Annotated in this window: 15 protein-coding genes; 13 read left to right on the top strand and 2 right to left on the bottom strand. The window is 64.9% G+C overall.

What is annotated here, in order from left to right:
* The first annotated feature begins 117 nt into the window (after positions 1 to 117).
* From ACVILL_RS00230 to ACVILL_RS00215, 4 genes are all read left to right on the top strand, one after another.
* Complete coding sequence (locus ACVILL_RS00230) at positions 118 to 993, top strand: S-methyl-5'-thioadenosine phosphorylase (RefSeq protein ID WP_456727290.1); 876 nt, start codon at positions 118 to 120, stop codon at positions 991 to 993.
* Positions 990 to 2,090: an S-methyl-5-thioribose-1-phosphate isomerase gene (gene mtnA / locus ACVILL_RS00225; RefSeq protein WP_456727289.1), complete on the top strand. Its 1,101-nt coding sequence runs from the start codon at positions 990 to 992 to the stop codon at positions 2,088 to 2,090. The genes ACVILL_RS00230 and mtnA overlap by 4 nt, the downstream gene beginning before the upstream one ends.
* Positions 2,091 to 2,167: 77 nt before the next feature.
* Complete coding sequence (locus ACVILL_RS00220) at positions 2,168 to 2,710, top strand: tripartite tricarboxylate transporter TctB family protein (protein ID WP_456727288.1); 543 nt, start codon at positions 2,168 to 2,170, stop codon at positions 2,708 to 2,710.
* A gap of 22 nt (positions 2,711 to 2,732) precedes the next feature.
* Positions 2,733 to 4,244 carry a tripartite tricarboxylate transporter permease gene (locus ACVILL_RS00215; RefSeq protein ID WP_076858927.1) on the top strand — a complete coding sequence of 504 codons (1,512 nt, stop codon included), beginning with the start codon at positions 2,733 to 2,735 and terminating at the stop codon, positions 4,242 to 4,244.
* Positions 4,245 to 4,292: 48 nt separating this feature from the next.
* Here the strand turns inward: ACVILL_RS00215 and ACVILL_RS00210 are convergent, their stop codons facing one another.
* On the bottom strand, positions 4,293 to 5,486 hold the full coding sequence (locus ACVILL_RS00210; protein WP_456727287.1) for a CaiB/BaiF CoA transferase family protein: 1,194 nt from the start codon (positions 5,484 to 5,486) through the stop codon (positions 4,293 to 4,295).
* A 299-nt stretch (positions 5,487 to 5,785) separates the two neighbouring features.
* On the opposite strand from ACVILL_RS00210, the gene ACVILL_RS00205 reads away from it, so the two are divergent.
* From ACVILL_RS00205 to ACVILL_RS00170, 8 genes are all read left to right on the top strand, one after another.
* Positions 5,786 to 7,339, top strand: a complete 1,554-nt coding sequence (locus ACVILL_RS00205) for a lipopolysaccharide biosynthesis protein (protein WP_456727286.1) — start codon at positions 5,786 to 5,788, stop codon at positions 7,337 to 7,339.
* 2 nt (positions 7,340 to 7,341) lie between these two features.
* Entirely contained in the window at positions 7,342 to 9,180 is a 1,839-nt protein-coding gene (gene asnB / locus ACVILL_RS00200; protein WP_456727285.1) for an asparagine synthase (glutamine-hydrolyzing), read from the top strand.
* A 98-nt stretch (positions 9,181 to 9,278) separates the two neighbouring features.
* Positions 9,279 to 10,280 (top strand): glycosyltransferase family protein, encoded by a 1,002-nt coding sequence (locus tag ACVILL_RS00195; RefSeq protein WP_456727284.1) that lies wholly within the window; start codon positions 9,279 to 9,281, stop codon positions 10,278 to 10,280.
* Positions 10,281 to 10,322: 42 nt separating this feature from the next.
* Positions 10,323 to 11,165 carry a methyltransferase domain-containing protein gene (locus tag ACVILL_RS00190; RefSeq protein WP_456727283.1) on the top strand — a complete coding sequence of 281 codons (843 nt, stop codon included), beginning with the start codon at positions 10,323 to 10,325 and terminating at the stop codon, positions 11,163 to 11,165.
* Positions 11,162 to 11,731: an acyltransferase gene (locus ACVILL_RS00185; protein WP_456727282.1), complete on the top strand. Its 570-nt coding sequence runs from the start codon at positions 11,162 to 11,164 to the stop codon at positions 11,729 to 11,731. Before ACVILL_RS00190 ends, ACVILL_RS00185 begins: the two co-directional genes overlap by 4 nt.
* Positions 11,721 to 12,572, top strand: coding sequence for a class I SAM-dependent methyltransferase (locus ACVILL_RS00180; RefSeq protein ID WP_456727281.1), 852 nt, complete (start codon positions 11,721 to 11,723; stop codon positions 12,570 to 12,572). The genes ACVILL_RS00185 and ACVILL_RS00180 overlap by 11 nt, the downstream gene beginning before the upstream one ends.
* Positions 12,573 to 12,575: 3 nt before the next feature.
* Positions 12,576 to 13,505, top strand: a complete 930-nt coding sequence (locus ACVILL_RS00175; protein ID WP_456727280.1) for an NAD-dependent epimerase/dehydratase family protein — start codon at positions 12,576 to 12,578, stop codon at positions 13,503 to 13,505.
* The gene (locus ACVILL_RS00170; protein ID WP_456727279.1) at positions 13,502 to 14,692 is read left to right on the top strand and encodes a glycosyltransferase family 4 protein; all 1,191 of its coding nucleotides are present in this window, start codon (positions 13,502 to 13,504) and stop codon (positions 14,690 to 14,692) included. Before ACVILL_RS00175 ends, ACVILL_RS00170 begins: the two co-directional genes overlap by 4 nt.
* Before the next feature lie 14 nt (positions 14,693 to 14,706).
* Here ACVILL_RS00170 and ACVILL_RS00165 read toward each other — a convergent pair whose 3' ends face one another.
* Complete coding sequence (locus ACVILL_RS00165) at positions 14,707 to 15,150, bottom strand: glycosyltransferase (protein ID WP_456727278.1); 444 nt, start codon at positions 15,148 to 15,150, stop codon at positions 14,707 to 14,709.
* 133 nt (positions 15,151 to 15,283) lie between these two features.
* Here ACVILL_RS00165 and ACVILL_RS00160 point away from each other — a divergent pair.
* A partial coding sequence (locus tag ACVILL_RS00160; RefSeq protein WP_456727277.1) for a hypothetical protein occupies positions 15,284 to 15,712 on the top strand: 429 nt, incomplete at its 3' end.

The raw sequence follows: 15,712 nt of genomic DNA, 5'->3' as shown, positions 1-15,712 counted from the left end.
CCTGATTGCTTCACCCTCGGGCCGGAATTGCCTTGCAAGCGGCGGCGGCGCGGTGATTACTGCGCCGCAGTATGGCCGGACGTCCGGCAAGCCATTGCGGGACGGTGAGGAGCGATCATGACCAAAGCCGTGTTGGGGATCATCGGCGGATCCGGAATCTACGATCTGCCGGGTCTCGAGAATGTTCGCGAGGAAGCGATCACGAGCCCGTGGGGCGAACCGTCGGCGCCGCTGCGCCGGGGCGAGATGGCGGGACTGCCGATCGTGTTCCTGCCGCGGCACGGCCAGGGACATGCGCTGTCACCGTCCGACATCAACTATCGCGCCAATATCGACGTGCTGAAGCGGGCAGGGGTCACCGACCTGGTCGCGCTGTCCGCATGCGGCTCGTTCAAGGAGGAGCTGCCGCCGGGCAGTTTCGTGCTGGTCGACCAGTTCGTCGATCGCACCTACAAGCGCGAGAGCTCGTTCTTCGGCAGGGGCTGCGTCGCGCATGTCTCGATGGCGCATCCGGTCTCGCCGTTGCTGGCGAAGCATCTCGCCGCGGCTGCCGAGGCGGAGAGCATCGCATTTGCGCGCGGTGGAACTTACCTGTGCATGGAAGGGCCGCAATTCTCCTCGCTGGCCGAAAGCCTGACCTACAAGGCGCAGGGCTATTCGGTGATCGGCATGACCAACATGCCGGAAGCCAAGCTCGCCCGCGAGGCCGAGATCTGCTACGCCAGCGTGGCGATGGTCACCGATTTCGACTGCTGGCATCCGGCGCATGATGCGGTGACGGTGCAGGACATCATCCGCGTGCTGAACTCGAACGCCGAGAAGGCAAAGGCACTGGTGGCGCGTCTGGCGCGGGACTTGCCGCGCGAGCACGAGCCGTGCCCGGTCGGCTCGGACCGCGCGCTGGACACCGCGCTGATCACTGCGCCCGCGGCGCGCGATCCGCAGTTGCTTGCCAAGCTCGATGCAGTCGCCGGACGGGTGTTGCGCACATGAAAGTAGACGGACGGCATTTTCGCAGTATCTGGCTCGAGCCTGACGGCTGGTCGGTCGGCGCGATCGACCAGCGCCGGCTGCCGCATGAATTCGTTGTCGCGAATATCACGACGGCTGAGGAGGCCGGCGAGGCGATCAGCTCGATGCTGGTGCGCGGCGCGCCGCTGATCGGTGCGACTGCGGCCTATGGCGTGGCGCTGGCGATGCGCGCCGACCCATCCGACGCGGCGCTCGACCGTGCCGGCCGGATGTTGGCCGCGACCCGGCCGACCGCGATCAATCTGAAATGGGCTGTTGACGAGATGCAGCGCGCGTTGGCGCCGCTCGCGGCTTCGGCCCGCGCGGAGGCGGCCTATGCCCGCGCCCGCGAGATCGCCGACGAGGACGTCGAGATCAACCGCGATATCGGCCGCCATGGGCTCGACCTGATCGCGGCCATCGCCGCGACCAAGAAGCCGGGCGAGCGGGTGAACGTGCTGACGCATTGCAATGCCGGCTGGCTTGCAACCGTCGATTGGGGCACGGCGACATCACCAATCTACCAGGCCCATGACCGCGGCATTCCGGTCCACGTCTGGGTCGACGAGACGCGGCCGCGCAATCAGGGCGCCTCGCTCACCGCCTGGGAACTCGGCCATCACGGCGTGCCGCATACAGTGATTCCTGACAACACCGGCGGCCATCTGATGCAGCATCGCATGGTTGATCTCGCGATCGTCGGGACCGATCGCGTCGCCGCTAACGGCGACGTCTGCAACAAGATCGGGACCTACCTTAAAGCGCTGGCTGCGCACGACAACGGCGTGCCGTTCTATGTCGCACTGCCGTCGCCGACCATCGACTTTCGTATCGATGATGGCGTCAGGCAGATTCCGATCGAGCAGCGCGCGGCCAGCGAGGTGACGCACCTCACCGGGCGGACCGCGGATGGACGGATCGAGACCGTGCGCGTGGTTCCGGACGGCTCGTCGGTCGCCAATTTCGGCTTCGATGTCACGCCGGCGCGGCTGGTGACCGGATTGATCACCGAGCGCGGCGTGCTCAGGCCGGAGCGTGCTGCACTTGCGAGCGCGTTTCCCGAACGTTCCGGTGCTTAGCTGAAGGGCTGCATTGACGGTGATTGGTTCAGCACGCTATCCCAATCGTTGCCCTCGCAACCCAGACCGTCTCGTCCATGTCAAATACCGATATTGAGATCGTCGTCGACGATCCGACTGCGCCTGAAGATAATTCCCCCGCCGTCGTCTCGACCGGCGTCGTCGACATCGTCGTCTCGCTGCTTCTGCTTGCGCTCGCCGTCGTGCTCGGCTGGGACAATTGGCGCACCGGCGCATCGTGGGACTCGACCGGACCGCAGCCGGGCTATTTCCCGTTCTATCTCTCGGTGATCCTCGGCGGCGCCAGCCTCTACGGTCTCGGCGCCGCGTACCTCTCGCGCCGGGAAGCCGCCGAGACCTTCGTCACCCGCGCCCAGTTTCGCCGGGTGATGGCGGTGTTCGTGCCGACCTTCCTGTTCTGCCTCGCCACCCAATATCTCGGCCTCTATGTCGCGAGTTTTCTCTTGATCTCGGGCTTCATGCGCCTGGTCGGCAAGATCGCGCTGTGGAAGTCGCTGCTCACCGCCTTCGTCTTCACCGCCGCGATGTTCGTGACCTTCGACATCGCATTCGACGTCATCATGCCGAAGGGGCCGCTCGAAGCGGCCCTCGGCTACTGAGCGATCGACAGGATCTCGCGATATGGAAGCCTTCGGTCTCCTGCTGCACGGCTTTGCCGTTCTTCTGACGTGGAAGACGCTGCTGCTGATGATGGTTGGCCTCGTGCTCGGCATCTTCGTCGGCGTGCTGCCCGGGCTCGGCGGCCCGAACGGCGTCGCGATCCTGCTGCCGCTGACCTTCACGATGGATCCGACGTCGGCCATCGTGATGCTGTCCTGCATCTACTGGGGGGCGCTGTTCGGCGGCGCCATCACCTCGATCCTGTTCAACATCCCCGGCGAAGCCTGGTCGGTCGCGACCACCTTCGACGGCTATCCGATGGCGCAGCAGGGCAGGGCGGCCGAGGCGCTGACGGCGGCGTTCACCTCGTCGTTCATCGGCTCGCTGGTCGCGGTGCTCTTGATCACCTTCCTGGCGCCGATGATCTCGTCGTTCGCGCTGAAGTTCGGCCCGCCGGAATTTTTCGCGGTCTATTTGCTGACGTTCTGCTCCTTCGTCGGCCTCGGCCGCGAAGCCAAGCACAAGACGGTCATCTCGATGTCGCTCGGGCTTTTGCTCGCCGGCGTCGGCATGGATACGGTGTCTGGCCAGCTGCGCATGACGTTTGGTTCGGCCGAGCTGCTGCGCGGCATCAACTTCCTCGTCGCCGTGATCGGCCTGTTCGGCATCAGCGAGATCCTGCTCACGATGGAGGAGCGCCTGGCGCTGCGCGGCCATGCCGCCGGCATCTCGCTCCGCGTCGTGCTGTCGGTGTGGAAGGACCTGCCGAAATACTGGGTGACGCTGCTGCGCTCGTCGGTGATCGGCTGCTGGCTCGGCATCACGCCGGGCGGCGCGATCGCGGCCTCCTTCATGGGCTACAACCTCGCCAAGCGCTTTTCCAAGGATCAGGAGAGTTTTGGCAAGGGCCGTATCGAGGGCGTGTTCGCGCCGGAGACCGCCGCCCACGCCTCGGGCACCTCGGCGCTGCTGCCGATGCTCGCGCTCGGCATCCCCGGCTCGGGGACGGCGGCGATCCTGCTCGGCGGCCTGATGGTGTGGGGCCTCAACCCGGGCCCGCTGCTGTTCGTCGAGCACAAGGATTTCGTCTGGGGCCTGATTGCCTCGATGTATCTCGGCAACGTCGTCGGCCTGGTGCTGGTGCTGACCACGGTGCCGATCTTCGCCTCGATCCTGCGCGTGCCGTTCGCGGCGGTCGCACCGATGATCGTGGTGTCCTGCGCGATCGGCGCTTACGCCATCCAGAACGCAATGTTCGACATCTGGCTGATGCTGGGCTTCGGCGTCGTCGGCTACGTCTTCAAGAAGATCGGGATTCCGCTGGCGCCGTTCACGCTCGCCTTGGTGCTCGGCAGCCGTGCCGAGGACGCGTTCCGTCTGTCGATGATCGGCTCCGGCGGCGACATGAAGGTGTTCTGGTCGAACGGCCTCGTCGGCAGCATCACGACGCTGGCCATCGTGCTGCTGTTCTGGCCGGTGATCGACAAGGCGATCGCAGGCTTGGGACGAATGTTGCGGCCTGCGCGGGCGTAGGCGATTCGAATCTGATGAGCCTCGAATCGCCTCTGTATTAAAGTACCGTCAGACGACCTTGCGCTGGCGGAGCTCGGCGATCTCGTCCTTGCCGAAGCCGAATTCGGCCAAGAGTTCTTCGGTCTGCTCGCCGAATTCCGGCGGCCGCGCCGCCATCTTGCTCGGTGTCCGCGACAGCGTCACGGGCTGGCTGACCAACTGGATGTGCCGATTCTCGTCGTTCGGCACGTGCTGGGCCATGCCGAGATGCTTGACCTGGGCATCCTCGAACATCTGGTCGATCGAGTAGATCGGCCCGCACGGCACGCCGGCGGCGTTCAGGTCCTCGACCCAGGTCTCGGTCGACTTCTTCTCGGTCAACGCGCCGATCTTCGCATTCAGCGCGTCGCGGTTCTTCGAGCGCGCCGGTGCGGTCGCGTAATCAGGATCGGTGATCAGCTCGGGCGCGCCGATCGCCTGGGCACAGCGTTCCCAGATCCGCCCGCCCGTGGTGGCGATGTTGATGTAGCCGTCGGAGGTCTTGAACACGCCGGTCGGAATCGAGGTCGGGTGGTTGTTGCCGGCCTGCTTGGCGACTTCCTTTTCCATCAGCCAGCGCGCCGCCTGGAAATCCAGCATGAAGATCTGCGCCTGCAAGAGAGAGGTCTGCACCCACTGGCCTTGGCCGGACACGTCGCGCTCCAGCAGCGCGGTGAGGATGCCGATCGCGCAGAACAGGCCCGCGGTGAGGTCGGCGACGGGAATGCCGACCCGCATCGGTCCTTCGCCGGGCGCGCCGGTCACCGACATCAGGCCGCCCATGCCCTGCGCGATCTGATCGAAGCCCGGGCGCTTGTGATAGGGGCCGTCCTGGCCGAAGCCGGAGATGCTGCCATAGACAATCTTCGGATTGATCTTGCGGATGCTCTCATAATCGATGCCGAGCTTGGCCTTGACGTCCGGCCGAAAGTTTTCGACCACGACGTCGGCCTGCTCGGCCAGCCGCTTGAACACTTCGAGCCCCTTGGGGTCCTTCAGGTTCAGCGTCATGGCGCGCTTGTTGCGGTGCAGGTTCTGGAAATCGGAGCCACCACGCGGGCCGCCCGGCTGCTCGCCGCCGCCGTCCTCCAGCAGCGCATCGATCTTGATGACGTTGGCACCCCAGTCGGCGAGCTGGCGTACGCAGGTCGGCCCAGACCGGACCCGGGTCAAATCCAGCACGGTGAAACGGGACAGGGCTTGGGATGCGCGGGGAAAGGGCATTGAGACACCTCTTGTTTTGCGGGCCGCTCGGGGGGCTTCAGCCCATCTGCCATAGACAATTTGGCAGGCCTTTCCAACTGTTACCCGGACAACAATCCGGGACTGGAAACAAATAGGCATGGTTCCGTGGAGATCGGCTCGTCGCTTGGCAGTGGTTCTGGCCGGTATCCCCGGTGCCGCCGTCCGCCGACCCTCGACATTCCCCGCGCCGGCTGCTAGCCCGTCGCCATGCCGAATGGGTTTTGCCCTTATGGAAGAGGCACTTGAGGGCGTATCGGAGCGATGGACCGAAAGCGGGCATGGCGGTGAAAAAAGGTCCATCCCATCTGCTCGGTAACTCGGCATGGAACGCGACGGCCTTCGCGGTCGCGGTGCTGCTCAACCTCGCGATTCTCCCGTTCGTGATCTTCCGGCTCGGTCTCGCCGCGTTCGGTGTCGCGGGCCTGGTGACGGCCTGCGTCGCGCCGGCGCTGATGTTCAGCAATGCACTTGGCCTGTCGACGACGCGCGAGCTCGCGCAAAGGCTGGAACCGTCCGATCGCGACGAGGCGCGACGGTTTTTTGCGACCGCCCTGGCGCTCGCCATCGTCGCGGGCTGCCTGATCGCGGCCTTGCTCGGCCTTGCAGGCGCGCCGCTCGCACGACTGGCGTTTCACCTCGGTGGCCCGGCCGCCGACGACCTTCGGCTTGCCTTCGCATTGGCCGGCGCCGGCTGGCTATGCCAGTGCGTGTTCGCGGTCTTCCTCTCGCTGTTCACGGCGCGTCAGGACTATCGGCGGATCGCGTCGATCGGCATCACCGGCACGGTGGTGACGACGATGTCGATGCTGCTGCTGATCCCCTATGCGCCGCGCGCCTCGACCTTCCTCGGCTGCCAGGCGCTCGGTTTCGCGACCAATCTCCTGATGGGCATCGCCTGGTCGCGGCACGCGATCCGTGACTGGCTGGCACGGCCGGCACTCGATCGCGGTGCGCTGCATGCGCTGGTGAAACTTGGCGGCTGGCAGATGGCGGCGCAAAGCGGTGCGCTGTTCGCCGGCCAGGCAGACCGCTATCTGCTCGGCGCGCTGTTGCAGCCGCAATTCGTCGGCTTCTACAGCGTCGCGCAGCGGCTGGAGGAGGCGGTCTATATCGGTGTGCTGAAGATCGGCGAGATCCTGTTCCCGTTCTTCAGCACGCTGCAAAAGGAGGATGACGACCGCAAGGTCGACCTGCTGCTTCGCTCGTCTTGGATTCTCAACGTGCTGGCCGCGAGCGCGCTGGGCGGCCTGATCCCGGTCGCCGGCGCGCTGCTGTATCGATGGACCGGCGCCGAGGTCGCCGCCGAGGCCCAGCTGGTGCTGGTGGTGCTTTCGATCAGCGGGATATTGGGGTCGAGCGCCAACGTGTTTGCGTTCTATCTGCTGTCGCAGGGGCGCTCCAGATCCAACGCGCTGATCTCGCTCGTCACCGGCATCTTCACGCTGGCGACGAGTGCGATCGCGCTGCCGTATATCGGCTGGCAGGCCGCCGGTTGGAGCTCCTGCGTCGGGATGGTCGCGCAGATGGTGATCACGGTGCTGCTGTTGCGGCGGACCTTCAGGCTTTCCGCGATGTGGTCGCGGATGCTGCATTTCGTCCTGATCCCGCTCGGCACGGGCATCGCCGTTGCGTTGGCGTTGCGCTCCCAGCTTGGCCACACCTCATTCGACCACGCGCCGTCATGGTGGTATGTGGTGTCGCTCTACGGCGTGTCGGCGGCGGCGATCTTTGTCGCCGCCGTTGCCGTGTCGCAGCTCGGTCCCTATCGCGCCGTCTGCTGGCGCGATCTCCGCGTCATCATCACCCGCTTCTTGCCCTTCAAGGCCGCCTAGACATGTGTGGTATCGCAGGCATCGTCAATCTGCGCGGCGCCCCGGTGCAGCCGGCCGACATCTCGCGGCTCACCAGTCTGATCGCGCATCGCGGTCCGTTCGGGGAGGGCACCTGGTTCAACGCGAAGCGAAACGTCGCCTTCGGTCATCGCCGGCTCGCCATCATCGATCCCGGTGAGGGTGGCTATCAGCCGATGGCATCTGGCGATGGCCGCCATGTGATCGTCTACAACGGCGAGATCTACAACTTCCTCGAATTGCGCCGCGAGCTCGAGGCGAAGGGGGCGGTCTTCCGCAGCCAGTCCGATACCGAAGTGATCCTTGCCGCCTGGCGGGCATGGGGCGAGGACATGCTGCTGCGCTTCAACGGCATGTGGGCGCTGGCGATCTACGACACGGTCACGGACGATCTGTTCCTTGCCCGCGATCGCTTCGGCATCAAGCCGATGCTGTACGCGCTGTCGTCCGAGCGGTTCGTGTTCGCATCGGAGCAGCGGGCGCTGGCGCGGAGCGGGCTCATCGAGACGTCGCTCGACGTCGACGTGGCGCGGCGGCTGTTGCTGGACCCGTTCGGGATCGAAGGCAGCGAGCGGACCCTGTTCTCGCAGCTCCGCCGCCTGCAAGGCGGCCACTGCATGTGGCTGCGCCAGGGGCGGGTGCAGGTGCGCCGCTGGTGGCGGACCGTGGATCATCTGCCTGCGATCCCGGATACCGAGGCTGAACGCGTCGCGCGCTTTCGTGAGCTGTTTCAGGATTCCGTTGCGCTACGGATGCGCAGCGACGTGCCGATCGGGACCTGCCTGTCCGGTGGCTTCGACTCGTCCGCGGTGATCTGCGCGATGGCGAGCCACGAGAAGGCCGGCATGGGACCGCGTGACTCGACCGCCTGGCGGCACGCTTTTGTCGCGACCTTTCCCGATGCCAGCAATGACGAGCGGCCGATGGCGGAGGAGGCGGCCGCGTGGGCCGATGTGGCGCCGAGCTTTCTCGAGATCGGGCGCTCCGACGCGCTCACCGATCTCGACCGGATCCTCGACGACAATGACGACGTCTATATCGGATTGCCGAGCGCGCCGTGGCTGATCTATCGCGAGCTCCGCCGCCAGAACGTCACCGTGTCGCTTGACGGCCACGGGGCCGACGAACTGATGGGCGCCTACCTGCAGGAAGGGCAGTCGGCCGCATTCCGCATCCGCAACGCAGCAGCCGCACTCGCGTCACGATCGCAGCTCGCGCAGCGCGGCATCGACGTGTTGCGGGCGCAGATGATCCGGCGCCAGGGGCACTATTTCCTGCGCGGCGGCCTGACGGCAATGCCCGCGCCGTTGCCGCTGGTCGCCGAGGATGACGAACTGCCCGATACGTGGGGCGCACTGAACCGGCGCCTCTACCGCATGTTCCACTCGACCACGCTGCCCACCATCCTGCGTAATTTCGACCGGCTCTCGATGGCGCACGGGATCGAGGTGCGCATGCCGTTCATGGACTGGCGGCTGGTGACCTACACGATGGCCCTGCCGGAGGCGAGCAAATCGGCCGATGGCTTGACCAAGGTGGTCGCGCGGCAGGCGATGGCGAACCTGATGCCCGAAAGCATCCGCACCGCACGCCGCAAGGTCGGATTCAACTCGCCGATGCCGGAATGGCTGAATGGACCGCTGGCGGGCTGGACCGCGGAACTGCTCGATCGGAAGGTTCCGGCCTTTGCCGAGTTCGTCGACGAAGCGCCGCTTCGAACGGTGGTCGGCCGCTTGACGGCATCGCAGAGCTGGGGTTGGGAATCCGTCGGCCGGATCTGGCCATATCTGAACATGAAATGGATGTTGGCGAGGGCCGCGTAGCAATGCGTCTGTTCCAGAATAGCGGTCTCTATCCGTCCTATCTGCCAAGGCTGAACCAGCTTGCGGCAAAGGCGTCAGGCTTTGCGGCGCGTCGCGACGTGTTCCTGCATGATCGCTTTGGCGCGGCGCATTTTCTCAAGCCGGTGCTCGACGGCGCACCCGAAGCCTTCTTCACCAATGCCGACGATGAAGTGCTGCAACGCCAGTGGGCGCGTGAGCAGGGCATGCAGGGGACGCCGACGCTGGAGGGTATTCTGCTCGCGCAGATCGAGCATCACAAAACCGAAGTGTTCTACAACCTCGATCCAGTGCGCTATCCGAGTGCGTTCGTCGCCAAGCTCCCCGGCTGTGTGAAGAAGACGCTGTGCTGGCGCGCGGCGCCGTCGGGAAATGCCGACCTGAGCGCGTATGGCGCGGTGCTTGGAAACTTTCCCTCGATCCTCGAGGCGTGGCGTGGCAAGGGCTGCCGGGCGGAGCTGTTCTTCCCCGCCATTGATCCCGTCATGGAGCAGTACGGCCACGGCGAACGGCCGATCGACGTGGCATTTGTCGGTGGCTATTCGCGGCATCACGGTGCGCGGGGCAGGACCCTCGAACAGGTCGCGGCCCTGGCGACCGATCGCAATATCGTATTCTGCCTCGATGCATCGCGGCTGACGCGACTTGCCGAAAGCGCGGTCGGCCGGTTGCTGCCGCTGCGCAAGCACCGCCGCCCCGACGTCATCGCGCGAATCGCGCGGCAGCCGTTATTCGGCCGGGATCTCTACGAGCTGTTCGGATCCGCGAAGATCGTGCTCAACGGCGCGATCGACATGGCCGGCAACGATCGCGGCAATATGCGCTGCTTCGAGGCGATGGGCTGCGGGTCCCTGCTGGTGTCGGACGCGGGCAACTATCCGGAGGCGATGCAGGACGGTGTCACGATGCGCACCTACGACGCGCCCGAAAGGGCCGCAGAGGTGGTTTCAAGCAGCCTGCAGGATTGGCCGCAATGGGCCGGGATTGCCGCGTTGGGCCGAAGGCGGACGCAGGAAACCTACAGCAAGGCCTCGCAATGGGCCCACTTTATCGATCTCGTCGCGCGGATTGAGCCGTGCTAGACGGGGCAAAGAGCCGGCCAGAGGGCGGGCGATCGGGCCGAGATGATGTCTGCAGGTGACTTGATCCATCAACTGAAATGGGCAGCCGACGGGCTTGCCGTGCCGCTGTTCAGATTGCGGCCGCGGCCGTTCGGCCCGGGCTATCAGACGGTCAAGCGCGATACCATTACCGCGGCCATCGACGCGGGCCTGCTTCAGGCAGGAAAGGAGCTTCCGCCCGGCTACGGCGTCGCCATGGACGAGCGCGTGGTGGAATATCCCTGGGCCTATGGCCGATTGAACAATGTCGGCAAGATGCTGGACGCGGGATCGACATTCAATCACGACTTCCTGCTGCAGCGTCTGCCGCTGCGCGGCGCCGATCTCACCATCATGACGCTGGCCCCGGAGCGACGGTGCTATTGGCATGATGGCTATTCCTATATGTTCGGCGATCTCCGGAAGACCATGTTCGGGGATCATGTCTTCGACACGGTCGCCAGCATTTCGACGATCGAGCACATCGGCCTCGACAATCAGATGCTGTACACGGGCGATCCGCGCGACGCCGAGACCGACCGGGACGGCTTTGTTCCAGCGGTGAAGGAGTTCAAGCGTGTCCTCAAGCCTGGAGGCACCTGCCTGATCTCCGTGCCGTTCGGCAAGCGCGACAATCTCGGTTGGTATCAGGTGTTCGATCTTGCCATGATCGAGCGGATCATCGAGGCATTCGGCGCGGCATCCCACCATGTCGACTATTTCGGCTATTCGCGACAAGGCTGGTCGCGCCAGAGCGCCGAAGCGCTCGCCGAGGCCACCGTTTTCGACATCCATACCGGCAAGGGGCAGGGCGATGACCTCGCGGCGTCGTCGCGCGCCGTCGCTTGCCTGCAGTTGACGGCATGAATTTCGATTACCTGATCCAGCGTCTGATCGGTCGCGCGACTTGCCGGCTGCAGGCCGATGCGGCGCTTGGCCGCTATGCCAGGATCAGAAACATCCGCGGCGATTCCGACAAGATCGTCGTCGGCCGCAACAGCCGTATCCTGGGCGAGCTCCTGACTTTCGCGCATGGTGGAGAGATCCAGATCGGCGAGTGGTGCTATGTCGGAGAGGGAACCCGGATCTGGTCGGCCGCCTCGATCGAGATCGGCAATCGCGTGCTGATCTCGCATGCGGCGAATGTTTTTGACAATCTCACGCATCCGCTGCGGGCGTCGGAGCGGCACCGGCAGGTCCAGCAGATTTTCACGCGCGGGCATCCGAACGATATCACGCTTGACGAGAGCCCGGTTCGAATCTGCGATGATGCCTGGATCGGCGCGGGGGCGATGGTCCTGCGCGGCGTGACGGTCGGGCAGGGTGCGATCGTCGCGGCCGGTGCAGTGGTGACGAAGGATGTTGCCGCGTTTTCGATCGTCGCGGGCAATCCAGCTGTGCTGGTGAGGGAGCTCGAACCCGATGAGCGCTGAGCGCAAGTTCACGACCTGGGAAGACGCCGTGGTCTGGCTGCGCAATCAGCCCGACCAGCGCCAGCTCGTGCTCGACGCATTCTACGACGATCCCTTGGCCGGCGCTGCTGAACGCTATTTCCAGAGCTCCGAATGGCAAGCGGTTGCGGCGCTGCTGGCCGGCCGTTCGGGCACCGCGCTCGACGTCGGCGCCGGTCGCGGCATTGCGAGCTATGCACTTGCCCGAAGCGGCTTTGCCGTGACGGCGCTCGAGCCGGATCCCAGCGCGATCGTGGGAGCAGCGGCGATCCGAGCTCTCGCGCAACAGACGCAATTGCCGGTCCAGGTGGTTGAAGAGTTTTCCGAGCGGCTGCCGTTCGCCGATGCGACGTTCGATCTCGTCTTCGCCCGCGCCGTGCTGCACCATACGCGCGATCTCGAAGGGGCATGCCGGGAGATGTTTCGCGTGCTGCGGCCTGGTGGCGTGCTGATCGCGGCGCGCGAGCACGTCATCAGCAAGGAGGCGGATCTTCCGCAGTTCCTCGCGCAGCATCCGCTGCATCACCTCTACGGCGGCGAGCATGCCTTCCTGCTCGATCGCTATACCGGCGCGCTGACGACCGCGGGATTTTCCGCGATCGACACGCTGGCACCGCTGCAAAGCCCGATCAACCTGTTTCCCTATACGCTGGATACCCTGAAAGCCGCGATCGTGACGAAGCTGACGCGAAAGATTCCGGTGGCTCCGCTGTGGCGGACCGCGCTCGGATCGCGCCGGGTCTTTGTCTCTTTGCTGTCGATGGCCGAGCGTTTCGACAATCGGCCGGGCCGGCTCTATTCCTTTGTCTGTCACAAGGCCTGAGCGATGATCGTCTGGATCACGGGCGCGATCGGGTTCATCGGCCGCCATCTGGTGCATGAGTTGGCGGGAGCGGGCCATGCGGTGCATGGCGTCGGACACGGGGCGCTCGACGCGATGGAAGCCCGGCGGCTCGGCCTGCAGAGCTGGATCAACGGTGAAGTCGATGCCGCCAATCTCGATGCGCTTGCGGCTGCACACGGGCTGCCGACGCATCTGTTTCATCTGGCCGGCGGGTCGTCCGTCGGGGTCTCGATCGAGCGGCCGTTCGAGGATTTCTCGCGGACTGTCGCGAGCACCGCGCGGCTGCTGGAATGGCTGCGCGGATCGGCGCCGGACTGCGCGGTGGTCGCGGCGTCAAGTGCGGCCGTTTACGGGGCCGACCATGTCGGCCCGATCGCTGAAGGTGCCGTCGCAACTCCGATGTCGCCCTATGGGCAGCACAAGTTGATGATGGAGCAACTGTGCCGAAGCTACGCGCGGTCGTTTGGCATTCGCTGCACGATCGTGCGGCTGTTCTCGGTCTATGGCCCCAATTTGCGCAAGCAACTGCTCTGGGACATCTGCTCGCGGCTGGCGGCCAAGGAGCAGGTGCTCACACTCGGCGGGACGGGCAACGAAATCCGCGACTGGACCGACGTTCGCGATGTCGCAAGGCTGCTTGCGGGTGTCGCGCAACCGTTGCCGCAGGAGACCTTCCGGGTCGTCAACGGCGGGTCGGGCCGCGGGACCAGCGTTGCCGATATCGCAGCCGGCGTTGTCAGGCAGTGGGGCGGCAACACGGTTGTGCAATATTCGGGATTAAGCCGGCCCGGTGATCCCGTGAGCCTGTTGGCCGACGATGCAACGCTGCGCCAGATCGGGTTCGACTGGCGCATTGCGCTGGATCAGGGCCTCGCGGATTACGTCGCCTGGTTCAAGGGGCGGCCTTCGTGACGCCCCGCCCGTTGCGGTTCGCGTTCACGCACATTTCGCGACGGCTCTGGGCCGGTGGCTACAATTATCAGCGCAATCTGTTCGCGGCGCTCGCCCGGTTTCTGCCCGGCGAATTCGTTCCGGTGGTCTTTACGGGGAAAAGCGCCGACGAGAATGAGCTCGCGGAGCTTGCCGCGATACCGGGCGTTGAGGTCGTCCGATCGGAGGCATTCGATGGACAGCCAGGTTTGGCTGCGGCGCTGGGGCTTGGTCTGGATCGCGAAGCAGCGGCGGCGTTTCGCTCCGCGCGCATCGATGTCGTTGTTGAAGCCGCGCGCTTCTTCGGCTGGCGGCTGCCGATCCCGGCGGTAGCCTGGATTCCGGATCTGCAGCACCGTTCTCTGCCTCAGCTGTTTCCAAGGGCCGCACGCTGGCGCCGCGAGATCGGCTTTCGCGTCCAGATCGCGTCGGGGCGAACCATCATGCTGAGCAGCGAGAGCGCCTTGCGCGATTTCAAGGCGTGTTATCCGCGTGCCGGAAACCCCGTCAGGGTCGTTCGCTTCGCGACCCAACCGGCGGCCGCGTTTCTGAACACGGACCCGTCGGAAGTCATCGCGACGCATCAGCTGCCGACGAACTATTTCTACCTGCCCAATCAGTTCTACCGCCACAAGAACCACCAGCTGGTGGTCGACGCCCTGACTATCCTGAAGCGTCGCGGGGTCGACGTGGTGGTCGCCGCATCAGGCAGCACGGAAGATCGGCGCGAACCCGGCTACCATGACCTGGTCAATTCCGAGATCCAAAAGCGCGGCCTCGAAACGCACTTCCGTCACCTCGGCGTGATTCCGCTGCCGCATGTCTACGCACTGCTGCGGGCCTCGATCGCGCTGCTCAATCCATCGCGCTTCGAAGGATGGAGCACGACCGTCGAGGAGGCGAAATCGTTCGGCGTTCCAATGATCCTGTCTGATATCGACGTGCACCGGGAGCAGACCTTAGGGGCCGCTCGCTATTTCGGCGTCGATGATCCGGACGCGCTCGCCGACCATTTGATGCAGGCCTCACGGGAGGCGCAGGGGCCCATCGTCCGGCATGTCGTCCCGCATCAGGACGGTCACGTCAGGGCGTTCGCGGTGAATTTTGCGGCTACCATGCGACAGGCCGCCGGTCAGGATAAGCCTGCGGAAGTTGGCAGCAAGCGTTAAACGAGGCGCCGGCCTCAGTCCGCGTTCGGGATCAGTTCGAAGTCGGAGTCGGGGCTTTCGTAGGCTCTCAGCATGGCCTTCGCAATTTGCTCCGGGTTGTGCCATCGCTCGACGTAGCGCCGCGATGCCTGGCCGCGCGCGAGCCATTCGGATCGGCGCTCGAGAATGGCGGCAATGTCCTCGACGAGGTTTCCCGGGTTGAGTCTGTAGAGGGGCAGCTCGTGCCTGATGGCATCCGGGACGAACTTCATGTCCTCCTCCCTGATGTAGCATGCGACCGGCTTTCCCATCGCCATCATCTCGACCGCGAAGCCTCCGTACCAGCCCGCCAGCACCTGGTCGATTGCGAGATCGGCCGAGCGATAGATCTCCAGTGCCTGCTCGTGACTGGTCTTTTCGACAAGGACGAGCTCGAAGTCGTATCGCGACCGCAATTGCTCGAGGGCGTTCATGACCATCGGCGTGCCCTTGATCCGCCCGGCGGTCGGGGCATGAACGATCCTCGGTCGTCCTTGTCCGCGAGGGCGGCGCAACGTCGAATTTCTCGATCTCGACGTTTGCATAGGGCAAAAAGCGACCGTTCGGTACGACGTGTCCCAGCTCTGGATTCAGATAGAAGACCCGATCGAACAGCGGCAGCACCTTGTCGATCAGGAAATGGCGTCGATGGTCGAGCGCGTCCAGGCATCTCTGATAGAGCTCGCAATGTTGCGGAGCGCACATCGTCCATTCGTTGCGCTTATTACCCTCATTCGCCAACCGGACGTCGCAACCTTGCAGCGTCATGAACAGCTTCTTGTTGACGAGGCGCGCGACGTGCAGGTCCGCGGCCGAAAGCCGGTTGATGGTGTCCGTCAGCAGCGACACGCTGGAGAGCAACGATCCCGGCGCAGAGAGCGGAAAGCCCGGCGACAGAAAGGTCTGTCCAAAATAGAAATGAAGAACGTCGTAGTGCCATTGCTTCGTCAGGCCGAACGCTGTGCTGCGGATTGCCGTCTCAAGAAATCCGGCGTTCTTTGC

The sequence above is a fragment of the Bradyrhizobium sp. USDA 3364 genome (assembly GCF_054056355.1).
This window is presented reverse-complemented; position numbering and strand designations above follow the sequence as displayed.